At 53.7% G+C, this 20,258-nt stretch carries 18 protein-coding genes; 7 read left to right on the top strand and 11 right to left on the bottom strand.

Annotation, left to right across the window (positions count from 1 at the left end; all coding sequences use genetic code 11):
* Positions 1-8 precede the first annotated feature (8 nt).
* A complete protein-coding gene (secA, locus tag CRO19_RS05400) occupies positions 9-2,714 on the top strand; it encodes a preprotein translocase subunit SecA (protein WP_097094931.1) in 2,706 nt (901 codons plus the stop codon).
* Between the two features lie 42 nt (positions 2,715-2,756).
* Here the strand turns inward: secA and CRO19_RS05395 are convergent, their stop codons facing one another.
* Complete coding sequence (locus CRO19_RS05395) at positions 2,757-3,152, bottom strand: winged helix-turn-helix domain-containing protein (RefSeq protein ID WP_097094930.1); 396 nt, start codon at positions 3,150-3,152, stop codon at positions 2,757-2,759.
* 186 nt (positions 3,153-3,338) lie between these two features.
* Here CRO19_RS05395 and mutT point away from each other — a divergent pair, with 186 nt between their 5' ends.
* Positions 3,339-3,734, top strand: coding sequence for an 8-oxo-dGTP diphosphatase MutT (mutT, locus tag CRO19_RS05390; RefSeq protein ID WP_097094929.1), 396 nt, complete (start codon positions 3,339-3,341; stop codon positions 3,732-3,734).
* A gap of 31 nt (positions 3,735-3,765) precedes the next feature.
* On the opposite strand, the gene yacG is transcribed toward mutT, so the two are convergent.
* From yacG to coaE, 3 genes are read right to left on the bottom strand one after another with little or no spacing between them, the layout of a single operon-like run.
* A complete protein-coding gene (gene yacG / locus CRO19_RS05385; RefSeq protein ID WP_097094928.1) occupies positions 3,766-3,963 on the bottom strand; it encodes a DNA gyrase inhibitor YacG in 198 nt (65 codons plus the stop codon).
* Positions 3,964-3,971: 8 nt separating this feature from the next.
* Entirely contained in the window at positions 3,972-4,715 is a 744-nt protein-coding gene (gene zapD, locus CRO19_RS05380; RefSeq protein ID WP_097094927.1) for a cell division protein ZapD, read from the bottom strand.
* 4 nt (positions 4,716-4,719) lie between these two features.
* Positions 4,720-5,328 (bottom strand): dephospho-CoA kinase, encoded by a 609-nt coding sequence (coaE, locus tag CRO19_RS05375; RefSeq protein ID WP_097097596.1) that lies wholly within the window; start codon positions 5,326-5,328, stop codon positions 4,720-4,722.
* 219 nt (positions 5,329-5,547) lie between these two features.
* Between coaE and CRO19_RS05370 the strand changes: the two genes are divergently transcribed.
* Entirely contained in the window at positions 5,548-6,588 is a 1,041-nt protein-coding gene (locus tag CRO19_RS05370; protein ID WP_097094926.1) for a GMP reductase, read from the top strand.
* 33 nt (positions 6,589-6,621) lie between these two features.
* Here CRO19_RS05370 and hofC read toward each other — a convergent pair whose 3' ends face one another.
* The 4 genes from hofC to nadC form a co-directional block, all read right to left on the bottom strand.
* Positions 6,622-7,821, bottom strand: coding sequence for a protein transport protein HofC (gene hofC, locus CRO19_RS05365; RefSeq protein WP_097094925.1), 1,200 nt, complete (start codon positions 7,819-7,821; stop codon positions 6,622-6,624).
* Complete coding sequence (gene gspE, locus CRO19_RS05360) at positions 7,814-9,202, bottom strand: type II secretion system protein GspE (RefSeq protein WP_097097595.1); 1,389 nt, start codon at positions 9,200-9,202, stop codon at positions 7,814-7,816. Before gspE ends, hofC begins: the two co-directional genes overlap by 8 nt.
* On the bottom strand, positions 9,202-9,645 hold the full coding sequence (gene ppdD / locus CRO19_RS05355) for a prepilin peptidase-dependent pilin (RefSeq protein WP_097094924.1): 444 nt from the start codon (positions 9,643-9,645) through the stop codon (positions 9,202-9,204). The genes gspE and ppdD overlap by 1 nt, the downstream gene beginning before the upstream one ends.
* A gap of 179 nt (positions 9,646-9,824) precedes the next feature.
* A complete protein-coding gene (nadC, locus tag CRO19_RS05350; RefSeq protein ID WP_097094923.1) occupies positions 9,825-10,721 on the bottom strand; it encodes a carboxylating nicotinate-nucleotide diphosphorylase in 897 nt (298 codons plus the stop codon).
* 182 nt (positions 10,722-10,903) lie between these two features.
* On the opposite strand from nadC, the gene ampD reads away from it, so the two are divergent.
* Positions 10,904-11,455, top strand: a complete 552-nt coding sequence (gene ampD, locus CRO19_RS05345; RefSeq protein ID WP_097094922.1) for a 1,6-anhydro-N-acetylmuramyl-L-alanine amidase AmpD — start codon at positions 10,904-10,906, stop codon at positions 11,453-11,455.
* Between the two features lie 16 nt (positions 11,456-11,471).
* Positions 11,472-12,326 (top strand): beta-lactamase regulator AmpE, encoded by an 855-nt coding sequence (gene ampE / locus CRO19_RS05340; RefSeq protein WP_097094921.1) that lies wholly within the window; start codon positions 11,472-11,474, stop codon positions 12,324-12,326.
* Here the strand turns inward: ampE and CRO19_RS05335 are convergent.
* The 3 genes from CRO19_RS05335 to aroP form a co-directional block, all read right to left on the bottom strand.
* Positions 12,308-13,261 (bottom strand): glycoside hydrolase family 43 protein, encoded by a 954-nt coding sequence (locus CRO19_RS05335; protein ID WP_097094920.1) that lies wholly within the window; start codon positions 13,259-13,261, stop codon positions 12,308-12,310. The two genes, ampE and CRO19_RS05335, sit on opposite strands and share 19 nt — an antisense overlap.
* Positions 13,258-14,664: a glycoside-pentoside-hexuronide (GPH):cation symporter gene (locus CRO19_RS05330; RefSeq protein WP_097094919.1), complete on the bottom strand. Its 1,407-nt coding sequence runs from the start codon at positions 14,662-14,664 to the stop codon at positions 13,258-13,260. Before CRO19_RS05330 ends, CRO19_RS05335 begins: the two co-directional genes overlap by 4 nt.
* Before the next feature lie 162 nt (positions 14,665-14,826).
* On the bottom strand, positions 14,827-16,182 hold the full coding sequence (gene aroP, locus CRO19_RS05325) for an aromatic amino acid transporter AroP (protein WP_097094918.1): 1,356 nt from the start codon (positions 16,180-16,182) through the stop codon (positions 14,827-14,829).
* Between the two features lie 513 nt (positions 16,183-16,695).
* Here aroP and pdhR point away from each other — a divergent pair.
* Both pdhR and aceE read left to right on the top strand, forming a co-directional pair.
* Positions 16,696-17,460 carry a pyruvate dehydrogenase complex transcriptional repressor PdhR gene (pdhR, locus tag CRO19_RS05320; RefSeq protein WP_097094917.1) on the top strand — a complete coding sequence of 255 codons (765 nt, stop codon included), beginning with the start codon at positions 16,696-16,698 and terminating at the stop codon, positions 17,458-17,460.
* A 127-nt stretch (positions 17,461-17,587) separates the two neighbouring features.
* Entirely contained in the window at positions 17,588-20,254 is a 2,667-nt protein-coding gene (gene aceE / locus CRO19_RS05315) for a pyruvate dehydrogenase (acetyl-transferring), homodimeric type (RefSeq protein WP_097094916.1), read from the top strand.
* Positions 20,255-20,258: the final 4 nt, after the last annotated feature.

The following is a 20,258-nucleotide window of genomic DNA, read 5'->3' as shown; positions in this document are numbered from 1 at the left end:
AATTTATTATGTTAATCAAACTGTTAACTAAAGTATTTGGCAGCAGCAATGATCGTACTTTGCGTCGTATGCGCAAAGTGGTAGACATCATCAACAAGATGGAGCCGGATTTCGTTAAGCTCTCTGATGATGAACTGAAAGCAAAAACCGATCTGTTCCGTGAGCGCCTGAAAAAGGGCGAAAGCCTTGAAAGCCTGATTCCTGAGGCCTTCGCCACCGTGCGGGAAGCGAGTAAGCGTGTATTCGGCATGCGTCATTTTGACGTCCAGCTGATTGGCGGCATGGTGTTGAACGATCGCTGCATCGCTGAAATGCGCACCGGTGAAGGTAAAACCTTGACCGCGACCTTGCCTGCTTATCTGAACGCGCTAAGCGGTAAAGGTGTGCACGTGGTCACCGTCAACGACTATCTGGCGCAGCGCGACGCCGAAAATAACCGTGCACTGTTTGAGTTCCTTGGCCTGACCATCGGTATTAACCTGCCTAATATGCCAGCCGTAGCGAAGCGTGCAGCCTATGCGGCTGATATTACTTACGGTACGAACAATGAATACGGCTTCGACTATCTGCGCGATAACATGGCGTTCAGCCCTGAAGAGCGTGTTCAGCGCAAACTGCACTATGCGCTGGTGGATGAAGTTGACTCCATTCTGATCGATGAAGCGCGTACGCCGCTGATCATCTCTGGTCCAGCTGAAGACAGTTCTGAGCTGTATACCAAGGTAAACAAAATTATCCCGCATCTGATTCGTCAGGAAAAAGAAGATTCTGACACCTTCCAGGGTGAAGGCGATTTCTGGGTTGATGAGAAAGCGCGTCAGGCACACATGAGCGAGCGCGGCCTGGTTAAAGTTGAAGAGCTGCTGGTTAGCCAAAACATCATGGAAGAAGGTGAGTCTCTCTACTCTCCAACCAACATTATGTTAATGCACCACGTTACTGCGGCACTGCGTGCCCATGCGCTCTTTACCCGCGACGTGGATTATATCGTGAAAGATGGCGAAGTGGTCATCGTCGATGAACATACCGGTCGTACCATGCAAGGTCGTCGCTGGTCAGATGGTCTGCATCAGGCGGTTGAAGCGAAAGAAGGCGTGGAAATTCAAAATGAAAACCAGACGCTGGCCTCCATTACTTTCCAGAATTACTTCCGTATCTACGAGAAACTGGCCGGTATGACCGGTACCGCCGATACCGAAGCGTTTGAATTCAGCTCAATCTATAAGCTCGATACTATCGTGGTGCCAACTAACCGCCCGATGGTGCGTAAAGATATGGCCGACTTGGTTTATATGACCGAGAAAGAGAAGATCGACGCCATTATTGAAGACATTCGTAACTGCACGGCAAAAGGTCAGCCGGTATTGGTAGGTACAATTTCGATTGAAAAATCTGAAGTGGTTTCCAATGAGCTAACGCGCGCGGGCATCAAACACAGCGTACTGAATGCCAAGTTCCACGCCAGTGAAGCGGATATCGTGGCACAGGCAGGCCAGCCATCGGCAGTAACCATCGCCACCAACATGGCTGGTCGTGGTACCGATATCGTGCTGGGCGGTAGCTGGCAAGCTGAGCTTGCCGCCATGGACGAGCCGACTGAAGAGCAAATTGAGGCGATGAAAGCCGCCTGGAAACTGCGTCATGATGCAGTGCTGGCGGCGGGCGGCCTGCACATCATTGGTACTGAGCGTCACGAATCACGTCGTATCGATAATCAGCTGCGTGGTCGTGCTGGTCGTCAGGGTGATGCCGGTTCTTCACGCTTCTACCTGTCGATGGAAGATGCCTTGATGCGTATCTTCGCTTCGGACCGCGTATCAAACATGATGCGTAAACTGGGTATGAAGCCAGGTGAAGCGATTGAGCATCCATGGGTGACCAAAGCAATTGCCAACGCTCAACGTAAAGTGGAAAGTCGCAACTTCGATATTCGTAAACAGCTGCTGGAATACGATGACGTCGCTAACGATCAGCGTCGTGCTATCTATAGCCAGCGTAACGAACTGCTGGATGTTTCTGATGTGTCTGAAACCATCAACAGCATCCGTGAAGATGTCTACAAAACCACTATCGATACGTACATTCCACCGCAGTCGCTGGAAGAAATGTGGGATGTGGCGGGACTGGAAGAGCGTCTGCGTAATGACTTCGATCTGAACCTGCCAATTGCCGAATGGTTGGATAAAGAGCCAGACCTTCATGAAGAGACGCTGCGCGAACGTATTATGAGTAACGCTGCCGAAAACTATGCTGCTAAAGAAGAAGTGGTTGGCGCTGAGATGATGCGTAACTTCGAGAAAGGCGTGATGTTGCAAACGCTGGATTCACTTTGGAAAGAGCATCTGGCGGCAATGGATTATCTGCGCCAGGGGATCCACCTGCGTGGTTATGCGCAGAAAGATCCCAAGCAGGAGTACAAACGTGAATCCTTCGCAATGTTTGCCGCCATGCTGGAGTCGCTGAAGTATGAAGTGATCAGCACCTTAAGCAAGGTGCAGGTACGCATGCCAGAAGAAGTTGAAGCGATGGAGCAGCAGCGTCGTGAAGAAGCTGAGCGTTTAGCACAGCAGCAGCAGTTGAGCCATGTTGATGATGCAACTGCAGCAGCCGAAGCCTTAGCGGCACAAGGTGGCGAACGCAAAGTAGGGCGTAATGACCTTTGCCCATGCGGTTCTGGCAAAAAATACAAACAGTGCCACGGACGTTTGGCCTGATAGAAAAAGGAGCCTCAGGGCTCCTTTTTCTTTGCTATCGCGTTATGAGAATCTCTGCGTAAAAGCGATCAGTTTCTCTTCGTTTAATCGTACGCCGTGGTAGGGCAGAGTAATAAGCAGCCCATCCGGCAAGCCAAAGCGCTTAAACAATGCTCTGCTTTGAAAGAGCAGCTGATGGTAATTATTATCACTGATGCTCGGATAGCTTTCATTCCATACAGTGGCAATGATCTGATGTTTAGAGGTGATGCGCAGCAACAGGCAGGAGAGAAAACGCTTTTGCGCTTCATTTAGCGGGATGATTTTATGGTCAGGCCACCAGGTTAAGGTGTTTTGCGTGCTGTCTAACGTCAACACATCGTGAAATGCCAAATGTCGTAGAGCGTGGGGATGTTCAGGTTTGTTTTGCTCCAGCAGCGTTGTATCTTCGAATTCCATAGGTAATCGGGTTTAGCAGAAGAGAGAAGCAGCGAGTATTCCCAACATTCCCGGTCGGGATCATTACGACCTGTCTCAATACGCGAGTTTTGTGCGACACCAGACGTCACTTCCCCTTCGCGGGTTAACATCGCTTAGCATCTGATTTACACTTTGCGCTCACTTATTAAAAGCGGAATCCAGCTTATGAAACACCTGCAGGTTGCGGTGGGCATCATTCGCAATACAGATGGTCAAATCTTTCTGGCTCAGCGCGCGGCAAGCTCCTACATGGCTAATAAATGGGAGTTTCCTGGTGGAAAAATCGAACAAGATGAAACTGCTGAGCAGGCGTTAAAACGTGAATTAATGGAAGAAACCGGCATTGAAGTCACTGCGGCTACTGCGATTGGCCAGGCCGATCACAGTTATGACGATCTGCGCGTTACGCTGCATTTCTTCCTGGTAGAGGGTTGGAACGGTGAACCTTATGGACGAGAAGGGCAGCCACAACGCTGGGTTGAACAGCAGGATTTGGTTGCGGATGAATTTCCTCCGGCAAACCATGAGCTGATAGGTCGTCTGGTAGCCGGCGAGATTTAAGTTAAGGGGCTGCTGGCCCCTTACTTTTTTGTTACTGCTGCTCTTCGCTCCAGTCATCACTGTCCGTCAGGTCACCGCTGCTGGGAATGCGTTTTTCTTCCGCAGCCCACTCACCTAAATCAATCAACTGGCAACGTTTACTGCAAAATGGCCGCCACGGGCTCAACTCATCCCAGATCACATCTCTGCGGCAATTAGGGCAAGGTACGGTAATAATCTCTTCCGGCATAACGTCCTCTAGCAACAAGCTAATTCAAAATTCAGTCGGGCTGGCACTTCTCCGCGTTCACTGTCTAGCGGTAGAAAACGAATCGCATAGCGGCTTTTATGGCCCGAGACTTGCGGGTACAAGGCATCTTCCAGGGTTAACTGCAGACGCAATAGGTCAGAGCCTTCGGCGTTGTCTTGATAAAACCCATTGAGGCTGGTTTGATGACGAAAAACGCCGGACTGACGAACCAGATCGAGGATCATCGTCAAACTGTTACGCAACGGATTCAATGACTCAAGCCAGCCATTAACCTGCACATCACGTACGGATTGTTCCTGATGCAACCAGATATGCAGGCTCGGCAGATCGAAACTACAGCAACCGCCGGGAATGCTTAGACGCTGCCGTACCAGCGCAATCAGGCGATCTTCGCGTAACTGTTGGCCCATACGAGGTGCCGCCATTAACTCGCTAGAAAATTGCTTCAGCTGCAGGCGTAAGTTATCGACGCGCAGCTCGTCAACGCCGGGCACATCCAGCCAGGCGCGTAATTTTTGCTGCTGACGCTCAAGCTCTTTCAGCAGTTCAGTGCGCATATCACCGCGTTCAAAAATATCCAGCAGGTCGCTAAGGGTACGAAAAACGCCAAGTGCCGAGACCGATCCATCTACGGGTACGGTTTCATGCAGCTGGTCGATCAGATATTCGACGCGTAACCAGGTACGCATCTTCTCGTTTAAGGGGTGTTCAAAGAGAACAACTGTACTCATGATGTTAATCCTTTCCGGTTGCTGCCAGGCGTAAATAGCACTGGTGGAGTTCAGCAACGCGCAGTAGAGCCTGTTCAGGCTTACCGCTGTTATCAATGATGTCATCCGCACAGGCGAGGCGCTGTTCACGGCTGGCCTGTGCGGCAAGAATATTCTTCGCCTGACTCAATGAAATGCCATCGCGCTGTTGTGTACGCTGCAACTGCGTCTCCGCATCCACATCAACAACTAATACCCGATCGGCCTGGTGCTGTAGGCCGTTTTCCACCAACAGCGGTACCACCCAAAGAACATAGGGTGAAGCGGCCAGTAACTTTAGCTGCTGCGTGCGGGCATTAATAAGCGGATGGAGCAAATGATTGAGCCAGTTTTTTTCTTGCGGCTGCTGGAAAATAATTTCGCGCAGGCGAGCACGATAGAGTGTGCCTTCAGCCGTCAGGATGGCATCTCCGTGGCGTTGAACAATCGCCTTTAGCGCCGGCGTTCCAGGTTCAACCACTTCTCTGGCAATGACGTCAGCGTCAATGATATCAACGCCTAGCGCGGCGAAAGCATTGGCGATCGTGGTTTTACCACTGCCGATGCCACCGGTGAGCGCAACGGTATAAGGCATAGCGTTCTCGCAAAAATTTAAATCGTGAGCAGCCATTGACCGCAGCAAGATGAGAGCAGGATCACAATCATTTTTCTCAGCTAAATTTAAGGGATTGTAGCCTAAATAAAGTGAAATTCGCAGTCTTGTCGCGGAACGAATGGCGCGTATGATAACGACACTGGAGCCGTGAGTGCTACCCGAACTGCGGTTCGTCGTCACCAACCAGGACAATCAGCTATGCGTATTGAAGAAGATTTAAAACTGGGTTTCAAGGATGTGTTGATCCGCCCAAAACGCTCCACCCTGAAAAGTCGTTCTGAGGTTGAACTGGAACGCACCTTCACCTTTAAACATTCTGGCTTAAGCTGGAGTGGCATACCGATTATTGCCGCCAATATGGATACCGTTGGCACATTCACCATGGCTGAAGCTCTCGCCAGTTTTAACCTCCTCACCGCGGTGCACAAGCATTATAGCGTCGAGGCCTGGCAAGCGTTTGTGCAGCGTGTCCCGTCAACGGTGCTGAAATATGTGATGGTTTCCTCCGGTACATCAGAATCAGATTTCACAAAGTTGTCTGCGATTCTGGCGTTATCGCCGCAGCTTAATTTTATCTGTATTGATGTGGCCAATGGCTATTCTGAGCACTTCGTGCAATTTCTGCTGCGGGTACGTGAAAGCTTCCCAGGCAAGACTATCTGCGCAGGAAACGTGGTAACCGGCGAGATGGTAGAAGAGCTTATTTTGTCTGGTGCAGATATCGTTAAAGTCGGGATTGGCCCCGGCTCGGTATGCACCACGCGAGTGAAAACCGGTGTTGGCTATCCTCAGCTTTCCGCTGTTATTGAGTGCGCCGATGCTGCGCACGGCTTGGGTGGACAAATTGTCAGCGATGGCGGATGTTCGGTTCCTGGCGATATTGCCAAAGCGTTCGGTGGCGGTGCAGATTTCACCATGCTCGGCGGAATGCTTGCGGCGCACGACGAGTGTGAAGGCACCATCGTTGAAGATCAGGGCGAGAAGTTTATGTTGTTCTACGGCATGAGCTCCGAATCTGCGATGAAGCGCCATGTCGGCGGCGTGGCGCAATACCGTGCAGCTGAAGGTAAAACTGTGCGCTTGCCGTTGCGTGGCCCGGTTGAAGATACCGTAAAGGATATCCTCGGTGGTTTGCGTTCAGCCTGTACCTATGTGGGCGCAGAGCGTTTGAAAGAGCTGACTAAGCGCACCACCTTTATCCGCGTAGCAGAACAGGAAAACCGCGTGTTTACGCGTTAAGCAGAGATAGCGGGCGCGCACTGCGCGTGCCCGTTAACGAATCGCATCCCCTAAGCCAAATACCGGCAGATACATCGCAATGACTAGTGTGCCGACAATCCCGCCAATCACCACCATCATCATCGGTTCCAGCGAGGCAGCCAAAGCGTCTGCACGCGCCAGCGTTTGTGCTTCATGCCATTCTGCTAAACGCGCAAGCATCACATCCAGCGCACCTGCCTCCTCACCCACTCTGATCAGCTGCGCGCAGAGTGGCGTAAAAAGCAGATGTTGCTGAAGAGCCTGATAGAGCGGAGCACCCGCAGCAATGTGCTGTTGCAACTGAACAATCGCATCACGCCATAGACGAGACACCAGCGTAACCTCAACCGCCTGCAGGCTTTGCAGCAAGGTTAAACCTGATTGCTGCGTGAGTTGCAGGATGGCGTAAATCTGGCTGAGTTGTCCGCCGCGCCACAGCGGAGAGAGTAGCGGCATACGTAGCAGCCATTGATGCGTGCGCTTTTGCCAGGGCACTGAACGCCGATATGTTTGCTGCGCAATCCCCAGCACAGTCGCACATATCAGCGACAGCGGAAGTGCGGCTTGCTGCAACAGCGCCGATAGCGACATCACGGCGACGGTAAATGCGGGCAACGGTGCATCAAAGCTGGCATACACCGAGACAAACTCCGGCAAGACGAACAGCAGCATGCCGGCACTGACCGCGAGCGCCACCAATAAGATAAATAAGGGATAGCGCAGCGCCTTCACGACTTTTTGCCTTAGATATTGTTGCTTACTCTGCTGCTGAGCCAGCTGGCGACAGCATTCGTCGAGTTGTCCTGTTAACTCACCCACTTGCATCAGCGCGGGAAACAGCGGCGGAAAGATTTGCGGCCACTCCTGCAGGGCCTGCGAGAAGGGTTCTCCCGCGATGACCCGCCGCTGTAATCCTTTCAGTAGTACCCGCCAACCGCTATGTGGATGGCCTTCCGCCAGCAGTATCAGGCTCTCTGCCAACGGTAAACCGGCTTTAAGGAGAGTGGCCAGCTGTCGTACCAGATCGATCTTCTGCTGCCACTTCCAGTCACGCGTGCGCCAGCATTTACCACGCTGCCAGCTCACCGGCAGCATGCCGCGATCGGAGAGTTGATTAAGCAGCGCATCCTGGCTGACGCTAAGCGATTCCCCCTCCTGCAGCGCGCCCATCGTATCAAGTGCCTGCCAGCGGAAATGATAAAGATTAGCCATCGCCTAGCCCTACCACGCGCTGCATCTCTTCAAAGGAGGTTTCGCCTCGGCTCACCGCCTCCAGTCCTGCAGCCAGCAGCGTTTTCATTCCCTGCTCATTGGCTAGCGCCAGCAGATGCTCCAGCGGCATATCGGCCGAAATCGCATTTTGCAATTTGCTGGTAACGGGCAGTATTTCAAACAGCGCCAGCCGCCCGTAATAACCCGAAAAGCAGTGATCGCAACCGGGTGCTCGCCAGGTTTGCAGCGTGCCTGGCCAGAGTTCTGTGGGTAAATGAGCGATGGCTTGTCCTGGCTGACGACAATGCACGCACAGGCGTCTGACCAGCCGCTGCGCTACCACCAGTTGCAACGCGGGGCCCAGCAGATAACCGGGAATATCCATCTGCCGCAGGCGCGTGAGTGTTTCAGCGGTTGAGTTGGTATGCAGCGTGGAGAGCACCAGGTGGCCGGTTTGTGCTGCCTTGACGGCAATACTTGCGGTCTCGGCATCCCGGATTTCTCCTACCATAATCACATCAGGATCCTGGCGCAGCAGCGCGCGCAGCACACGATTAAAATCGAGTCCGCTACGCGGTTGTATCTGCGTTTGATTAATCCCCTCCAGCGGAATTTCGACTGGGTCTTCAACGCTGCATACATTTTTTTCGGGCACGTTAAGTGCGCTTAACCCGCTGTAGAGCGTGAAGGTTTTGCCGCTGCCGGTAGGGCCGGTAACCAATATCAACCCCTGAGGTTTTGCCAACGCGCTTTTCAGCAGCCGCAACTGTATGGCTGGCATGCCCAGTTTATCGAGCGTGATGGCGCTATTCTCACTTTGCAGTAGCCGCACTACGGCTTTTTCGCCGTGGCTAATCGGCAGCGTTGAGAGGCGGAAAGCCGCCAGTTTGCCATCCATCTCAAGGGTAAATTGCCCATCCTGCGGCAGACGTCTTTCGGCAATATCCAGTCCACCGAGGATTTTCAGGCGCGCCAGTATTGCAGCCGGCTGGGCTTCCGCAGGCTGCGGCAATTTGTGCAGCACACCATCAATGCGCAGGCGCACACGCAATCCATGCCGCTGCGGTTCGAAATGTACATCAGACGCACGGCGCTGAATGGCCTGGCGCAGTATTTGATCCACCGCGTTAATCGCCGATTCCGCATTGGCATGCTCGCGAGGGGCCGCGTCGGGCTCAGGTTCGTGTAACAATTGCTCAATTCGCGCTGCAGGCCAGCACTCAATATCGACATTGCATTGGCTAGCGAATCGCAGGGCCTCCAGCAGCAGCGGATCGGGTGTCTCAGCCACTGCCACGCGAAGTTGCGTGGCATCGTGATGCAAAATCACCGCCTGATAGCGTGCGCACAACGCTTGCAGTGCAGCATTAGCATTGTCCATCATTTGGCATCCTTGTCAGCAAAGCGGAACTGTTCGAGGCAGCTATCACGCAGGCTGCTGTTATCGCTGGTGCAGGTACGCTGCCAGCTTAAGGTGCCATCGGTGGCGTTCCAGTTTGGTGTCATTTCAACCGCCAGCCCGGTAAGGCTCTCCTGCCCAGTAAGAGTGATCGTGCCATTAACCACGCTAAGCGTTGCCACATAGCGCGAACCCTTAGCTGCAGGAATACCGCGTTGTCCTGCCTGGCATTGTGCGGGGCCGCCACGCTCAATGGCACAGAGTTCTACTGCGGTTTTGTAGGGCACCATGGTTTGCAGCATGTCGGTGAGCGCTGCGCGTTGCAGATAATTTTGGTAGGCCGGTAAACCGATGGCGCTAAGAATGGCGACGATGCCAATCACAATCATCAGTTCGATGAGGGTAAAACCGCGTTGTCTTTCCATGGTAAGGCTCCTTGTTGTGGAGCCGCTACGGTAGAAAAGGGGGAGCCAAAGCGGAAGTCAGGTCTGCACGAGGTTGGAAAGCGACGCGCAAAGAATCGTCAGAATTGCAGGTGAGAAAGCAGAAATGTGGAAGTCATCACGCAAATCCGCCGCACGACTAAGGCGGCGGAGAGAGGAAATCACAACTCGCGGAAGCGCATCGATAGATCCAGCGCGTGCACATGTTTGGTCAGCGCACCAACCGAAACATAGTCGACACCCGTCTGCGCAATGTGCGGCAGGGTAGTTTCCGTCACATTACCGGAGACTTCGAGCAACGCGCGCTTATTGGTTAGCACCACCGCTGCGTGCATCATTTCAAGGCTGAAGTTATCCAGCATGATGATATCTGCACCTGCATCAATGGCATCCTGTAGCTCGGCGATGGATTCAACCTCAACTTCTACCGGCACATCGGGTGAAAGCCACAGCGCTTTTTCTACTGCGTTGCGCACCGAACCGCTGGCAATAATGTGGTTCTCTTTGATCAAAAAAGCATCCGACAAACCTAAACGATGATTATTACCGCCACCGCACAGCACCGCATATTTCAATGCCGTGCGCAGGCCAGGCAATGTTTTGCGCGTATCAAGCAGTTGGGTTTCGCTGCCTTGCAGCAGGGCGACATAGCGACTGACTTCGGTGGCAACGCCTGACAGCGTTTGCACGAAATTAAGTGCGGTACGTTCAGCCGTTAGAAGCAGGCGCGCCGGGCCGGTAAGCTCAAATAGCGGTTGATCGGCAACGAGGGCCTGGCCATCTTCAACTTGCCAATTTATCGTTACTCTGTTGCCCAGTTGAATAAACACTTCTTCCACCCAGCGTTTACCACAAAAAACACCGGGCTCACGTGTGATGACTTGTGCCACAGCCTGTTTCTCTGCGGGGAGCAGCAACGCGGTGATATCACGGTCGGCATCAATTTCACCCCCTAAATCCTCCTGAAGCGCGCGGGATACGGCTTCGGGGATGTCCTGTTCAATTCGTTTAATCAATGCCTGATGGCGTTGATCGGGATCGTAACGACGCGTTGCCATGGTTTTACCACTCTACAAGACGAAATTTCGTGCGCTCACCTTAGCGTGGTTTATCATCTATTGCCAGTTATCACCAATGAAATGTTTAGTATCCTGAACTCACATAGGCGGGCGCATTAAGTCGCAAGCCCCTAGTCTGAAACATGTTATTCTCAGCCTGATTTTGCTTAGGATTTAACGGCATGAAACTGGAAGAGGGCTGGATTACCAGCGCACGCAAAGTACCTTCACCGCACTTTAATCAGCGTCCGAATGATGAAGTTCCCTCGCTGTTAGTGATTCACAACATCAGCTTGCCGCCGGGTGAATTTGGTGGGCCGTGGATCGATCGGCTGTTTACCGGCACGCTACCTGCCGATGCACATCCCTATTTTGCCGATATCGCCCATCTACGCGTGGCAGCGCACTGTTTGATTCGCCGCGATGGCGAGCTGGTGCAATATGTCTCTTTTGACCAGCGTGCGTGGCATGCTGGGGTGTCGCAGTTTGAAGGGCGCGAGAGCTGCAACGATTTTTCGATAGGCATCGAACTGGAGGGCACCGATACGTTGCCCTTTACCGACGCGCAATATGCCACCTTACATCAGGTGACATCGTTGTTATTACAGCATTATCCGCTGACGCCCGCGCGCATCACCGGTCACAGCGATATAGCACCAGCGCGAAAAACGGATCCCGGTCCCGCTTTTGACTGGTTGCGCTATAGAGAGTCCATCAGGCAAAAGAATCCCTGAGACAGCAGGAGCAGGTATGACGTTGTTTAGCTTGTTATTAGTTTTAGGTTGGGAGCGCCTTTTTAAGTTAGGTGAACATTGGCAGCTGGATCATCGGCTTGAGGCCCTGTTCCGTGGACGCCAGCGCTTTTCGTTGTTGCGCACAGTCGTCATGACCGTCATCGCGATGCTGATTGTCTGGCTGGTGGTGTGGAGCCTAAAAGGTATTTTGTTTGGTGTGGCGCAATTGCTGTTCTGGATTGTCGTGGGGTTGCTGTGTATCGGTGCGGGCTCGGTACGCTTGCATTATCACAGCTATCTCAAGGCCGCGAGCCATGATGATGAAGCTGCCCACAAGGCGATGGCCGCTGAGCTGACGCTGATTCACGGCGTGCCGGTGGAGTGCAGTGAGCGTGAGTTCTTGCGTGAACTGCAGAATGCGCTGATTTGGATTAACTTCCGCTACTATCTTGCGCCAATGTTTTGGTTTGTGGTCGGCGGTCCTTATGGTCCGGTACTTCTGGTGGGTTATGCATTTCTGCGTGCCTGGCAGAGCTGGCTGGCAAGACATCATTCGCCGCTGGAACGCTCGCAGTCCGGGGTTGATCGCCTGCTGCACCTGCTTGACTGGGTTCCTGTGCGGCTGGCCGGCGTAGCTTACGCGCTCCTTGGACACGGCGAGCGCGCGCTGCCAGCCTGGTTTGCCGCCTTGGGCGATCTGCATCGCCCACAGTATCAGGTGCTGACCAGCCTGGCGCAGTTCTCACTGGCGCGCGATCCGCATATGGATAAGGTGGAAACGCCACGTATTGCGGTGGCGTTGGCAAAACGCATTTCCTTAGTGCTGGTGGTGGTGGTAGCGCTGTTGACCATTTACGGCACGCTGGTGTGATCGGCCGGCGGCACGCCGAAATCGGGTGTGCCGTCTTCGCGCCAATGGAAGTATTTCAATCGCGTATGACGATTTGGATCCCACAGCGGATCGCCTTCAATTTCGGTGTAATTACGTGCGTGATACACCAGCACATCTCTTCCTGCTTCATCCACCGTAAAGCTGTTATGCCCCGGCCCGTATTGTTGATTATCCCAACTGGTAGCAAATACCGGCCGCGCCGATTTGCGCCAGGCGCTGAGGTTGAGCGGATCGGCCAATATATCGATGCTTAAAATGCCCAGGCAGTAATTTTCATCGGTCGCACTGGCGGAATAGGTGACAAACAGCTTATCGCCGTGCTGAATCACCGCCGGTCCTTCATTGACGCTAAATCCCGCGCACTCCCACTCATATTCGGGACGGCTCAGCATCACAGGCGCACTTTTCAACGTCCACGGATTGAGTAACTCGGCGAGATAGAGATTAGAGTTGCCGGGAATGGCCGGATCTTTCTGCGCCCAGAGATACCAGTGTTTACCCTGGTGTGCGAAGTAGGTGGCATCCAGAGCGAAGGAGTCAATGGGCGTATGTACGCGGCGGCAGGGCTGCCAGTTGCCACTGAGCGGATCGGCATCATTGCACACCAGCGCATACATGCGGTGCTGGAACAGACCGTCCTTGATCTCACGCGTGGGCGCCGCAGCAAAATAGATTACCCATTGCCCATTAATGTGATGCAGCTCCGGTGCCCAAATCAACGCGCTGAACGGACCGGTATCCGGTTTATGCCATACGGTAACGGCTTGCGCATCAATGAGGCCAGCCAGCGTGGGCGCAAAGCGAATCTCCAGCCGGTCATACTCTGGCACCGAGGCGATAAAATAGTAGCCATCCGCGTGGCGCAGAATAAAGGGATCGGCGCGTTGGGTAATAAAAGGGTTGGGCCAGCTCATTTGATCTCTCCAGGTTGCGAAGTCGCTGAGGACACGACAGGGGATAGGTGAGGTGAATGGGCACGGCGTAGCGCCAGATCGGCCTGGATGGTACGCATCAGTTGGCGATCCACTTTCATCAGGCGCACCACGCCAGCGGTAATCAGATAACCCACGCCCGGAATCACGGTAAACAGCAGCATAATGCCGTTAATGGCGCTGGGCGCTTGCTGTTTTGCACCGGCATCGTAGCCATAAATCGACAGCAGGAAACCAACCATCGCACCCGCCACCGCCAGCCCGACTTTAAGGAAGAACAGATTGCCGGAGAAGCTCATCCCGGTGATGCGTTTGCCGGTTTTCCATTCACCGTAATCATCCACGTCGGCCATCAGCGACCAGTGCAGCGGTGATGGAATCTGATGCAGGATATTCAGCAGGAAATAGGCGATGACCACCGCCGCGGTGGCGTGCGGATCGATCCAGTAGAAACCGCAGGAGAACAGCGCCAGCGCAATATTGGTCCAGAAAAACACTTTCAGCTTGCACCAGCGATCGGTAAGGATTTTCGCCAACGTGCTGCCGAACATCATGCCAATAACACCAAGACTGATAAACAGCGTGGCGAAGTGCGTCGACTGCCCCATCACCCAGGTAACGTAATACATGGTGGCAGCCATGCGAATGAAGCCAGGGCAAACGTTGCAGAAGGTCAGCAGCAAAATACGCACCCACTGATCGTTTTTCCAGACATCGCGCAGGTCCTGTTTCAAATCATCGTTGCTTGGCGCCGCAGGCCGAATGCGTTCACGCACGGTAGCAAAGCAGAACAGGAACATCGCCAGGCCAATCAGCGCCAGCACGCTCATCGCCAACTGATAGCCACGCGCTTTGTTGTCGCCGCCAAACCATTCGGCCATCGGCAGCAGCGAAAGCGAAAGAATAAGCGTGGCGACGCCCACCATCACAAAGCGATAAGACTGGCACGACACGCGTTCGCCGGGATCGTTGGTAATCACACCGCCCAGCGAGCAGTAAGGAATATTGATGGCGGTATAGGTCAGCGACATGAGGAAGTAGGTGACAAATGCCCAGATAACTTTGTTGTCATAGCTCCAGTCCGGCGTGGTAAACATCAAGACGCTGAACAGCACGTAAGGCACGGAAACCCACAGCAGCCACGGGCGGAAACGGCCCCAGCGGCTTTGAGTGCGGTCAGCAATCGCGCCCATGATCGGATCGGTGACGGCATCCAGTACGCGCACCGAAAGCAACAGCGTGCCGACCAGCGCCGGCGCTAATCCAAACACATCAGTGTAGAAATAGTTGAGGAATAACATGATAGCACCGCCAATCATGTTGCATCCGGCATCACCCATGCCATACCCCAGTTTCTCCCGGAACGAGAGGGCTGCTCCTTTCATTGATCGTCTCCAGCGACAAGATGAGCAGGAATTATCTGTGCTAAATCAGTAATCTGCTGGGGAGCAAATGGTTAGGTAGATGGACAAAACGCGCGGGCGGGGAAAAGTGTGAGCCAGATCGGTGGAACTGCCCGGCAGCGGCGTGCCGGGCAGAGAGAAACATTAAGCTTTTTGCAGTTTGTTTTTGATGGTGTAGCCGATACCCAGGATCACCAGCCAGACCGGAATCAGCCATACCGAAATCGCCATGCCAGGCGTCATCAGCATAATCACCAGAACGCCCGCGAGGAAGATCAGGCAAACCCAGTTACCCAGCGGATACAGCACCGCTTTAAAGCGCGTGGTGACACCCTGCTGATCTTTCTTCTTACGGAATTTCAGGTGCGCAAGGCTGATCATCGCCCAGTTGATTACCAGCGCAGATACCACCAGCGCCATCAGCAAGCCGAAGGCTTCGCCAGGCATCAGATAGTTAATCAGTACGCAGAGGGCCGTCGCGACGGCAGAGACCAGAATCGTTGCCACCGGCACGCCGCGACTATCGACTTTCAGCAATGCTTTAGGCGCGTTGCCCTGCTGTGCCAGACCGAACAGCATGCGGCTGTTGCAGTAAACACAGCTGTTATAGACCGACAGCGCCGCCGTCAGGATCACCACGTTTAGCGCATTCGCCACAAAGGCATCGCCCAGCTCATGGAAAATCAGTACGAACGGGCTGGTATCGGCGGTTACGCGCGTCCACGGCAGCAGTGACAGCAGCACGGCCAGTGAGCCGATATAGAAAATCAGGATACGCCACAGCACCTGGTTCGTGGCTTTGGGAATGCTCTCTTCTGGATTGTCGGCTTCGGCGGCGGTGATGCCCACCAGCTCAAGGCCGCCAAACGAAAACATAATGATCGCCATCATCATGACCAGTCCGGTCATGCCGTGCGGCAGGAAGCCACCCTGATTCCATAGGTTGCTTACGCTGGCCTGCGGGCCGCCGTTGCCGCTGAACAGCAGCCAACCGCCAAACAGAATCATGCCGATAACGGCGACGACTTTAATAATGGCGAACCAGAACTCCATCTCACCAAAGACTTTTACGTTAGTCAGGTTGATGGCGTTGATCAGCACAAAGAAGATGGCAGCCGTGGCCCAGGTGGGGAAATCTGGCCACCAGAACTGCACGTATTTGCCGACGGCGGTCAATTCAGCCATGGCAACCAGCACGTACAGCACCCAGTAGTTCCAGCCTGAGGCGAAACCGGCGAAGTTGCCCCAGTATTTGTAGGCGAAGTGACTGAAGCTACCGGCAACCGGCTCTTCAACGACCATCTCACCCAGTTGGCGCATAATCAGAAAGGCAATAAAACCGGCAATCGCGTAGCCGAGAATAACGGCAGGACCGGCCGATTTAATCACTGATGCGCTGCCCAGAAACAGGCCAGTACCTACGGCTCCGCCCAGCGCAATCAGCTGAATATGGCGATTCTTTAAGCCGCGATGCAGCGTGTCGCCATGCTGTTGTTCCATACAAACCTCGTGATGTTGTTATTGTGCACCTGCAGTGCGCGCACTGTAAGGCTGTTTATCCTAATGTACTCTTTTCTTTACGGTATCTGGCGTGCTGTGTGCATGCGTGAGCTACCAAGGCGTCCAGAATAGTGATAAGCGCGCCGCTTTGCACCTGCTTTTGCTTTTTGTGCTGAGAGATGACTGAAAAAGCAGCAGCATCCTCTGGGCACTGCGCAAATTATTTCTGCCACGAACCTGGCGAAAACACGAATAGCTTTCCCTTATATCTCAGCCAGGATGAAGGTGCTAACTCAGTGTAAGGTTTGGTAAAAGTGCAATTTATTAACATTTACCTCACCCAGGAAATTTCTTGCTTTATGCCGGTAAGTTAGCGCATTCCCACAGCATTCTTCCCCTGAAGTGTGACCGCGACCATATAGACACAAGGTGAATACTTTGTTACTTTACGGGCACTATTTTTCAATTGGTATTACCAATTTACTCCGGACGTTTGGCTCATAAGAAGGGAAGATGGCTTACAGTAAAATTCGCCAACCCAAGCTCTCCGATGCGATTGAGCAGCAGCTGGAATCCCTGATTATGGAAGGGACGCTCCAGCCGGGTGAAAAACTGCTCCCCGAGCGCGAACTGGCGAAACAGTTTGATGTCTCACGTCCATCCTTGCGCGAAGCGATTCAGAGCCTGGAAGCCAAAGGCCTGCTGATGCGCCGTCAGGGCGGTGGCACCTTCGTCCAGAAAAATCTCTGGCAAAGCCTGAGCGACCCGCTGGTCGGTCTGCTTGCCGAACATCCAGAATCTCAGTTTGACCTGCTGGAAACCCGCCATGCGCTGGAAGGTGTTGCTGCCTACTACGCGGCGCTACGGGGTACCGATGAAGATCTGCAGCGCATCCGCGACTGCCATGTTCATATTCAGCAGGCACAGGACAGCGGCGATCTCGACGCCGAAGCTGATGCGGTGATGAAGTATCAGATCGCTGTCACAGAAGCAGCCCATAATGTGGTGCTTCTGCATTTGCTGCGTTCCATGGGCCCTATGCTGGAACAAAACGTCCGCCAGAATTTTGAATTGCTCTACGCTCGCCGGGAAATGCTGGCGAAAGTGAGCGGTCACCGCGCCAGTATTTATGAGGCGATTGTGGCTCGTGAGCCAGAACAAGCACGCGAGGCCTCTCATCGTCACCTGGCGTTCATTGAGGAAATCTTGCTGGATAGAAGTCGGGAGCAGAGTCGTCGTGAACGCTCCCTGCGTCGTTTACAGCAACGTAAGGAATAACGCACGGCAACGAACGTGCGGAAAACACGACGGGCCTGTCTTCTTGTGCTGTGAACCAGAAGCAAAGCACAAGCAGACAGGCTCCTGATAATTTCAACGTATTAGACACAGATAAGGAATACACCCCATGTCAGAACGTTTACAGAATGACGTGGATCCGATCGAAACTCGTGATTGGCTACAAGCGATCGAATCGGTCATCCGTGAAGAAGGTGTTGAGCGCGCGCAGTATCTGATTGATCAGGTAATGAGTGCAGCACGCAAAGGTGGCGTGAAAGTTGCCGCAGGTTCCTCTGCAATCAGCAACTACATTAACTCTATTGCTGTTGAAGATGAGCCGGAATACCCGGGCAACACCTCTCTTGAACGTCGTATCCGTTCCGCAATTCGTTGGAACGCCATCATGTCGGTGCTGCGTGCGTCGAAGAAAGATCTGGAGTTGGGTGGCCATATGTCCTCCTTCCAGTCTTCCGCGACCATTTATGAAGTGTGCTTCAACCACTTCTTCCGCGCGCGTAGCGACAAAGACGGTGGCGATCTGGTTTACTTCCAGGGTCATATCTCTCCAGGCATCTATGCACGTGCGTTCCTTGAAGGTCGTCTGACTGAAGAGCAGATGAACAACTTCCGTCAGGAAGTGCATGGCAACGGCCTGTCGTCTTATCCGCACCCGAAACTGATGCCAGACTTCTGGCAGTTCCCGACCGTTTCTATGGGCCTGGGCCCGCTGTCGGCGATCTATCAGGCGAAATTCCTGAAGTATCTGGAGCATCGCGGTCTGAAAGACACCTCAGCCCAAACCGTTTATGCCTTCCTTGGTGATGGCGAGATGGATGAGCCGGAATCCAAAGGTGCGATCACCATCGCTACCCGTGAGAAGCTGGACAACCTGGTGTTCATCATCAACTGTAACCTGCAGCGTCTGGATGGCCCGGTCACCGGTAACGGCAAGATCATCAACGAGCTGGAAGGCATCTTTGCCGGTGCTGGCTGGAACGTGATCAAAGTGATCTGGGGCGGTCGTTGGGATGAGCTGCTGCGTCAGGACACCAGCGGCAAGCTGATTCAGCTGATGAACGAAACCGTTGACGGCGATTACCAGACCTTCAAATCCCGTGACGGCGCCTACGTGCGTGAGCACTTCTTCGGTAAATATCCGGAAACCGCCGCGCTGGTTAAAGACTGGTCAGACGAAGAGATCTTCGCCCTGAACCGCGGCGGCCACGATCCGAAGAAAGTCTATGCAGCACTGAAAAAAGCGCAGGAAACCAAAGGTCAGCCAACGCTGATTCTGGCGCATACCATTAAAGGCTATGGTATGGGTGACACGGCCGAAGGTAAAAACATCGCGCACCAGGTTAAGAAGATGAACATGGATGGCGTTCGCTACATCCGCGATCGCTTCAACGTGCCGGTTGCTGACGAGAAAATCGAAGAGCTGCCGTACGTGACCTTCGAAAAAGGCTCTGAGGAGTACAACTATCTGCACGGTCAGCGTGAGAAGTTGGGCGGCTACCTGCCAACGCGTCAGGCACAATTCAGCGAGAAGCTGGAAATGCCAACCCTGGAAGAGTTCCGTCCGCTGCTGGAAGAGCAGAACAAAGAGATCTCTACCACCATCGCCTTTGTGCGTGCCCTGAACGTGATGCTGAAGAACAAGTCGATCAAAGATCGTCTGGTTCCGATCCTCGCGGACGAAGCCCGTACCTTCGGGATGGAAGGTCTGTTCCGTCAGATTGGTATCTACAGCCCGAACGGTCAGCAGTATACCCCGCAGGACCGCGAGCAGGTTGCTTACTATAAAGAAGACGAGAAAGGCCAGATTCTGCAGGAAGGGATCAACGAGCTGGGCGCAGGTTCATCCTGGCTGGCGGCGGCGACCTCTTACAGCACCAACAACCTGCCGATGATTCCGTTCTACATCTATTACTCGATGTTCGGCTTCCAGCGCATCGGCGATCTGATGTGGTTGGCGGGCGACCAGCAGGCGCGCGGCTTCCTCGTCGGCGGCACCTCCGGTCGTACCACGCTGAACGGCGAAGGTCTGCAGCACGAAGATGGTCACAGCCACATTCAGTCGCTGACTATTCCGAACTGTATCTCTTACGATCCGTCTTACGCGTACGAAGTGGCGGTCATCATGCAAGATGGCCTGGTGCGTATGTATGGCGAAGCGCAGGAAAACATCTACTACTACATCACCACGCTGAACGAAAACTACCACATGCCGGCGATGCCGCAGGGTGCGGAAGAGGGTATCCGTAAGGGTATCTACAAGCTGGAAACCGTAGACGGTAGCAAAGGCAAAGTACAGCTGCTGGGCTCAGGTTCCATCCTGCGTCACGTGCGTGAAGCCGCGCAGATTCTGGCGAAAGATTACGGCATCGGTTCTGACGTCTACAGCGTGACCTCGTTCACCGAGCTGGCGCGTGATGGCCAGGATTGCGAGCGCTGGAACATGCTGCACCCAACCGAAGAGCCACGTGTACCGTACATCGCGCAGGTGATGAACGAAGCGCCGGCCGTGGCATCAACCGACTACATGAAGCTGTTCGCAGAACAGGTTCGCAGCTACGTGCCTTCCAGCGATTATCGCGTGTTGGGAACTGACGGCTTCGGTCGTTCAGACAGCCGTGAAAACCTGCGTCACCACTTCGAAGTGGATGCATCGTATGTGGTTGTGGCTGCGCTGGGTGAGCTGGCTAAACGCGGCGAAATCGATAAGAAAGTGGTGGCAGAAGCAATCACCAAGTTCAACATCGACGCCGATAAAGTTAACCCGCGTCTGGCTTAAGAGG

This window comes from Candidatus Pantoea floridensis (assembly GCF_900215435.1).
GTDB lineage: Bacteria > Pseudomonadota > Gammaproteobacteria > Enterobacterales > Enterobacteriaceae > Pantoea > Pantoea floridensis.
The sequence above is the reverse complement of the archived record's forward strand: the minus strand, read 5'-3'. Positions and strand labels throughout refer to the sequence as shown.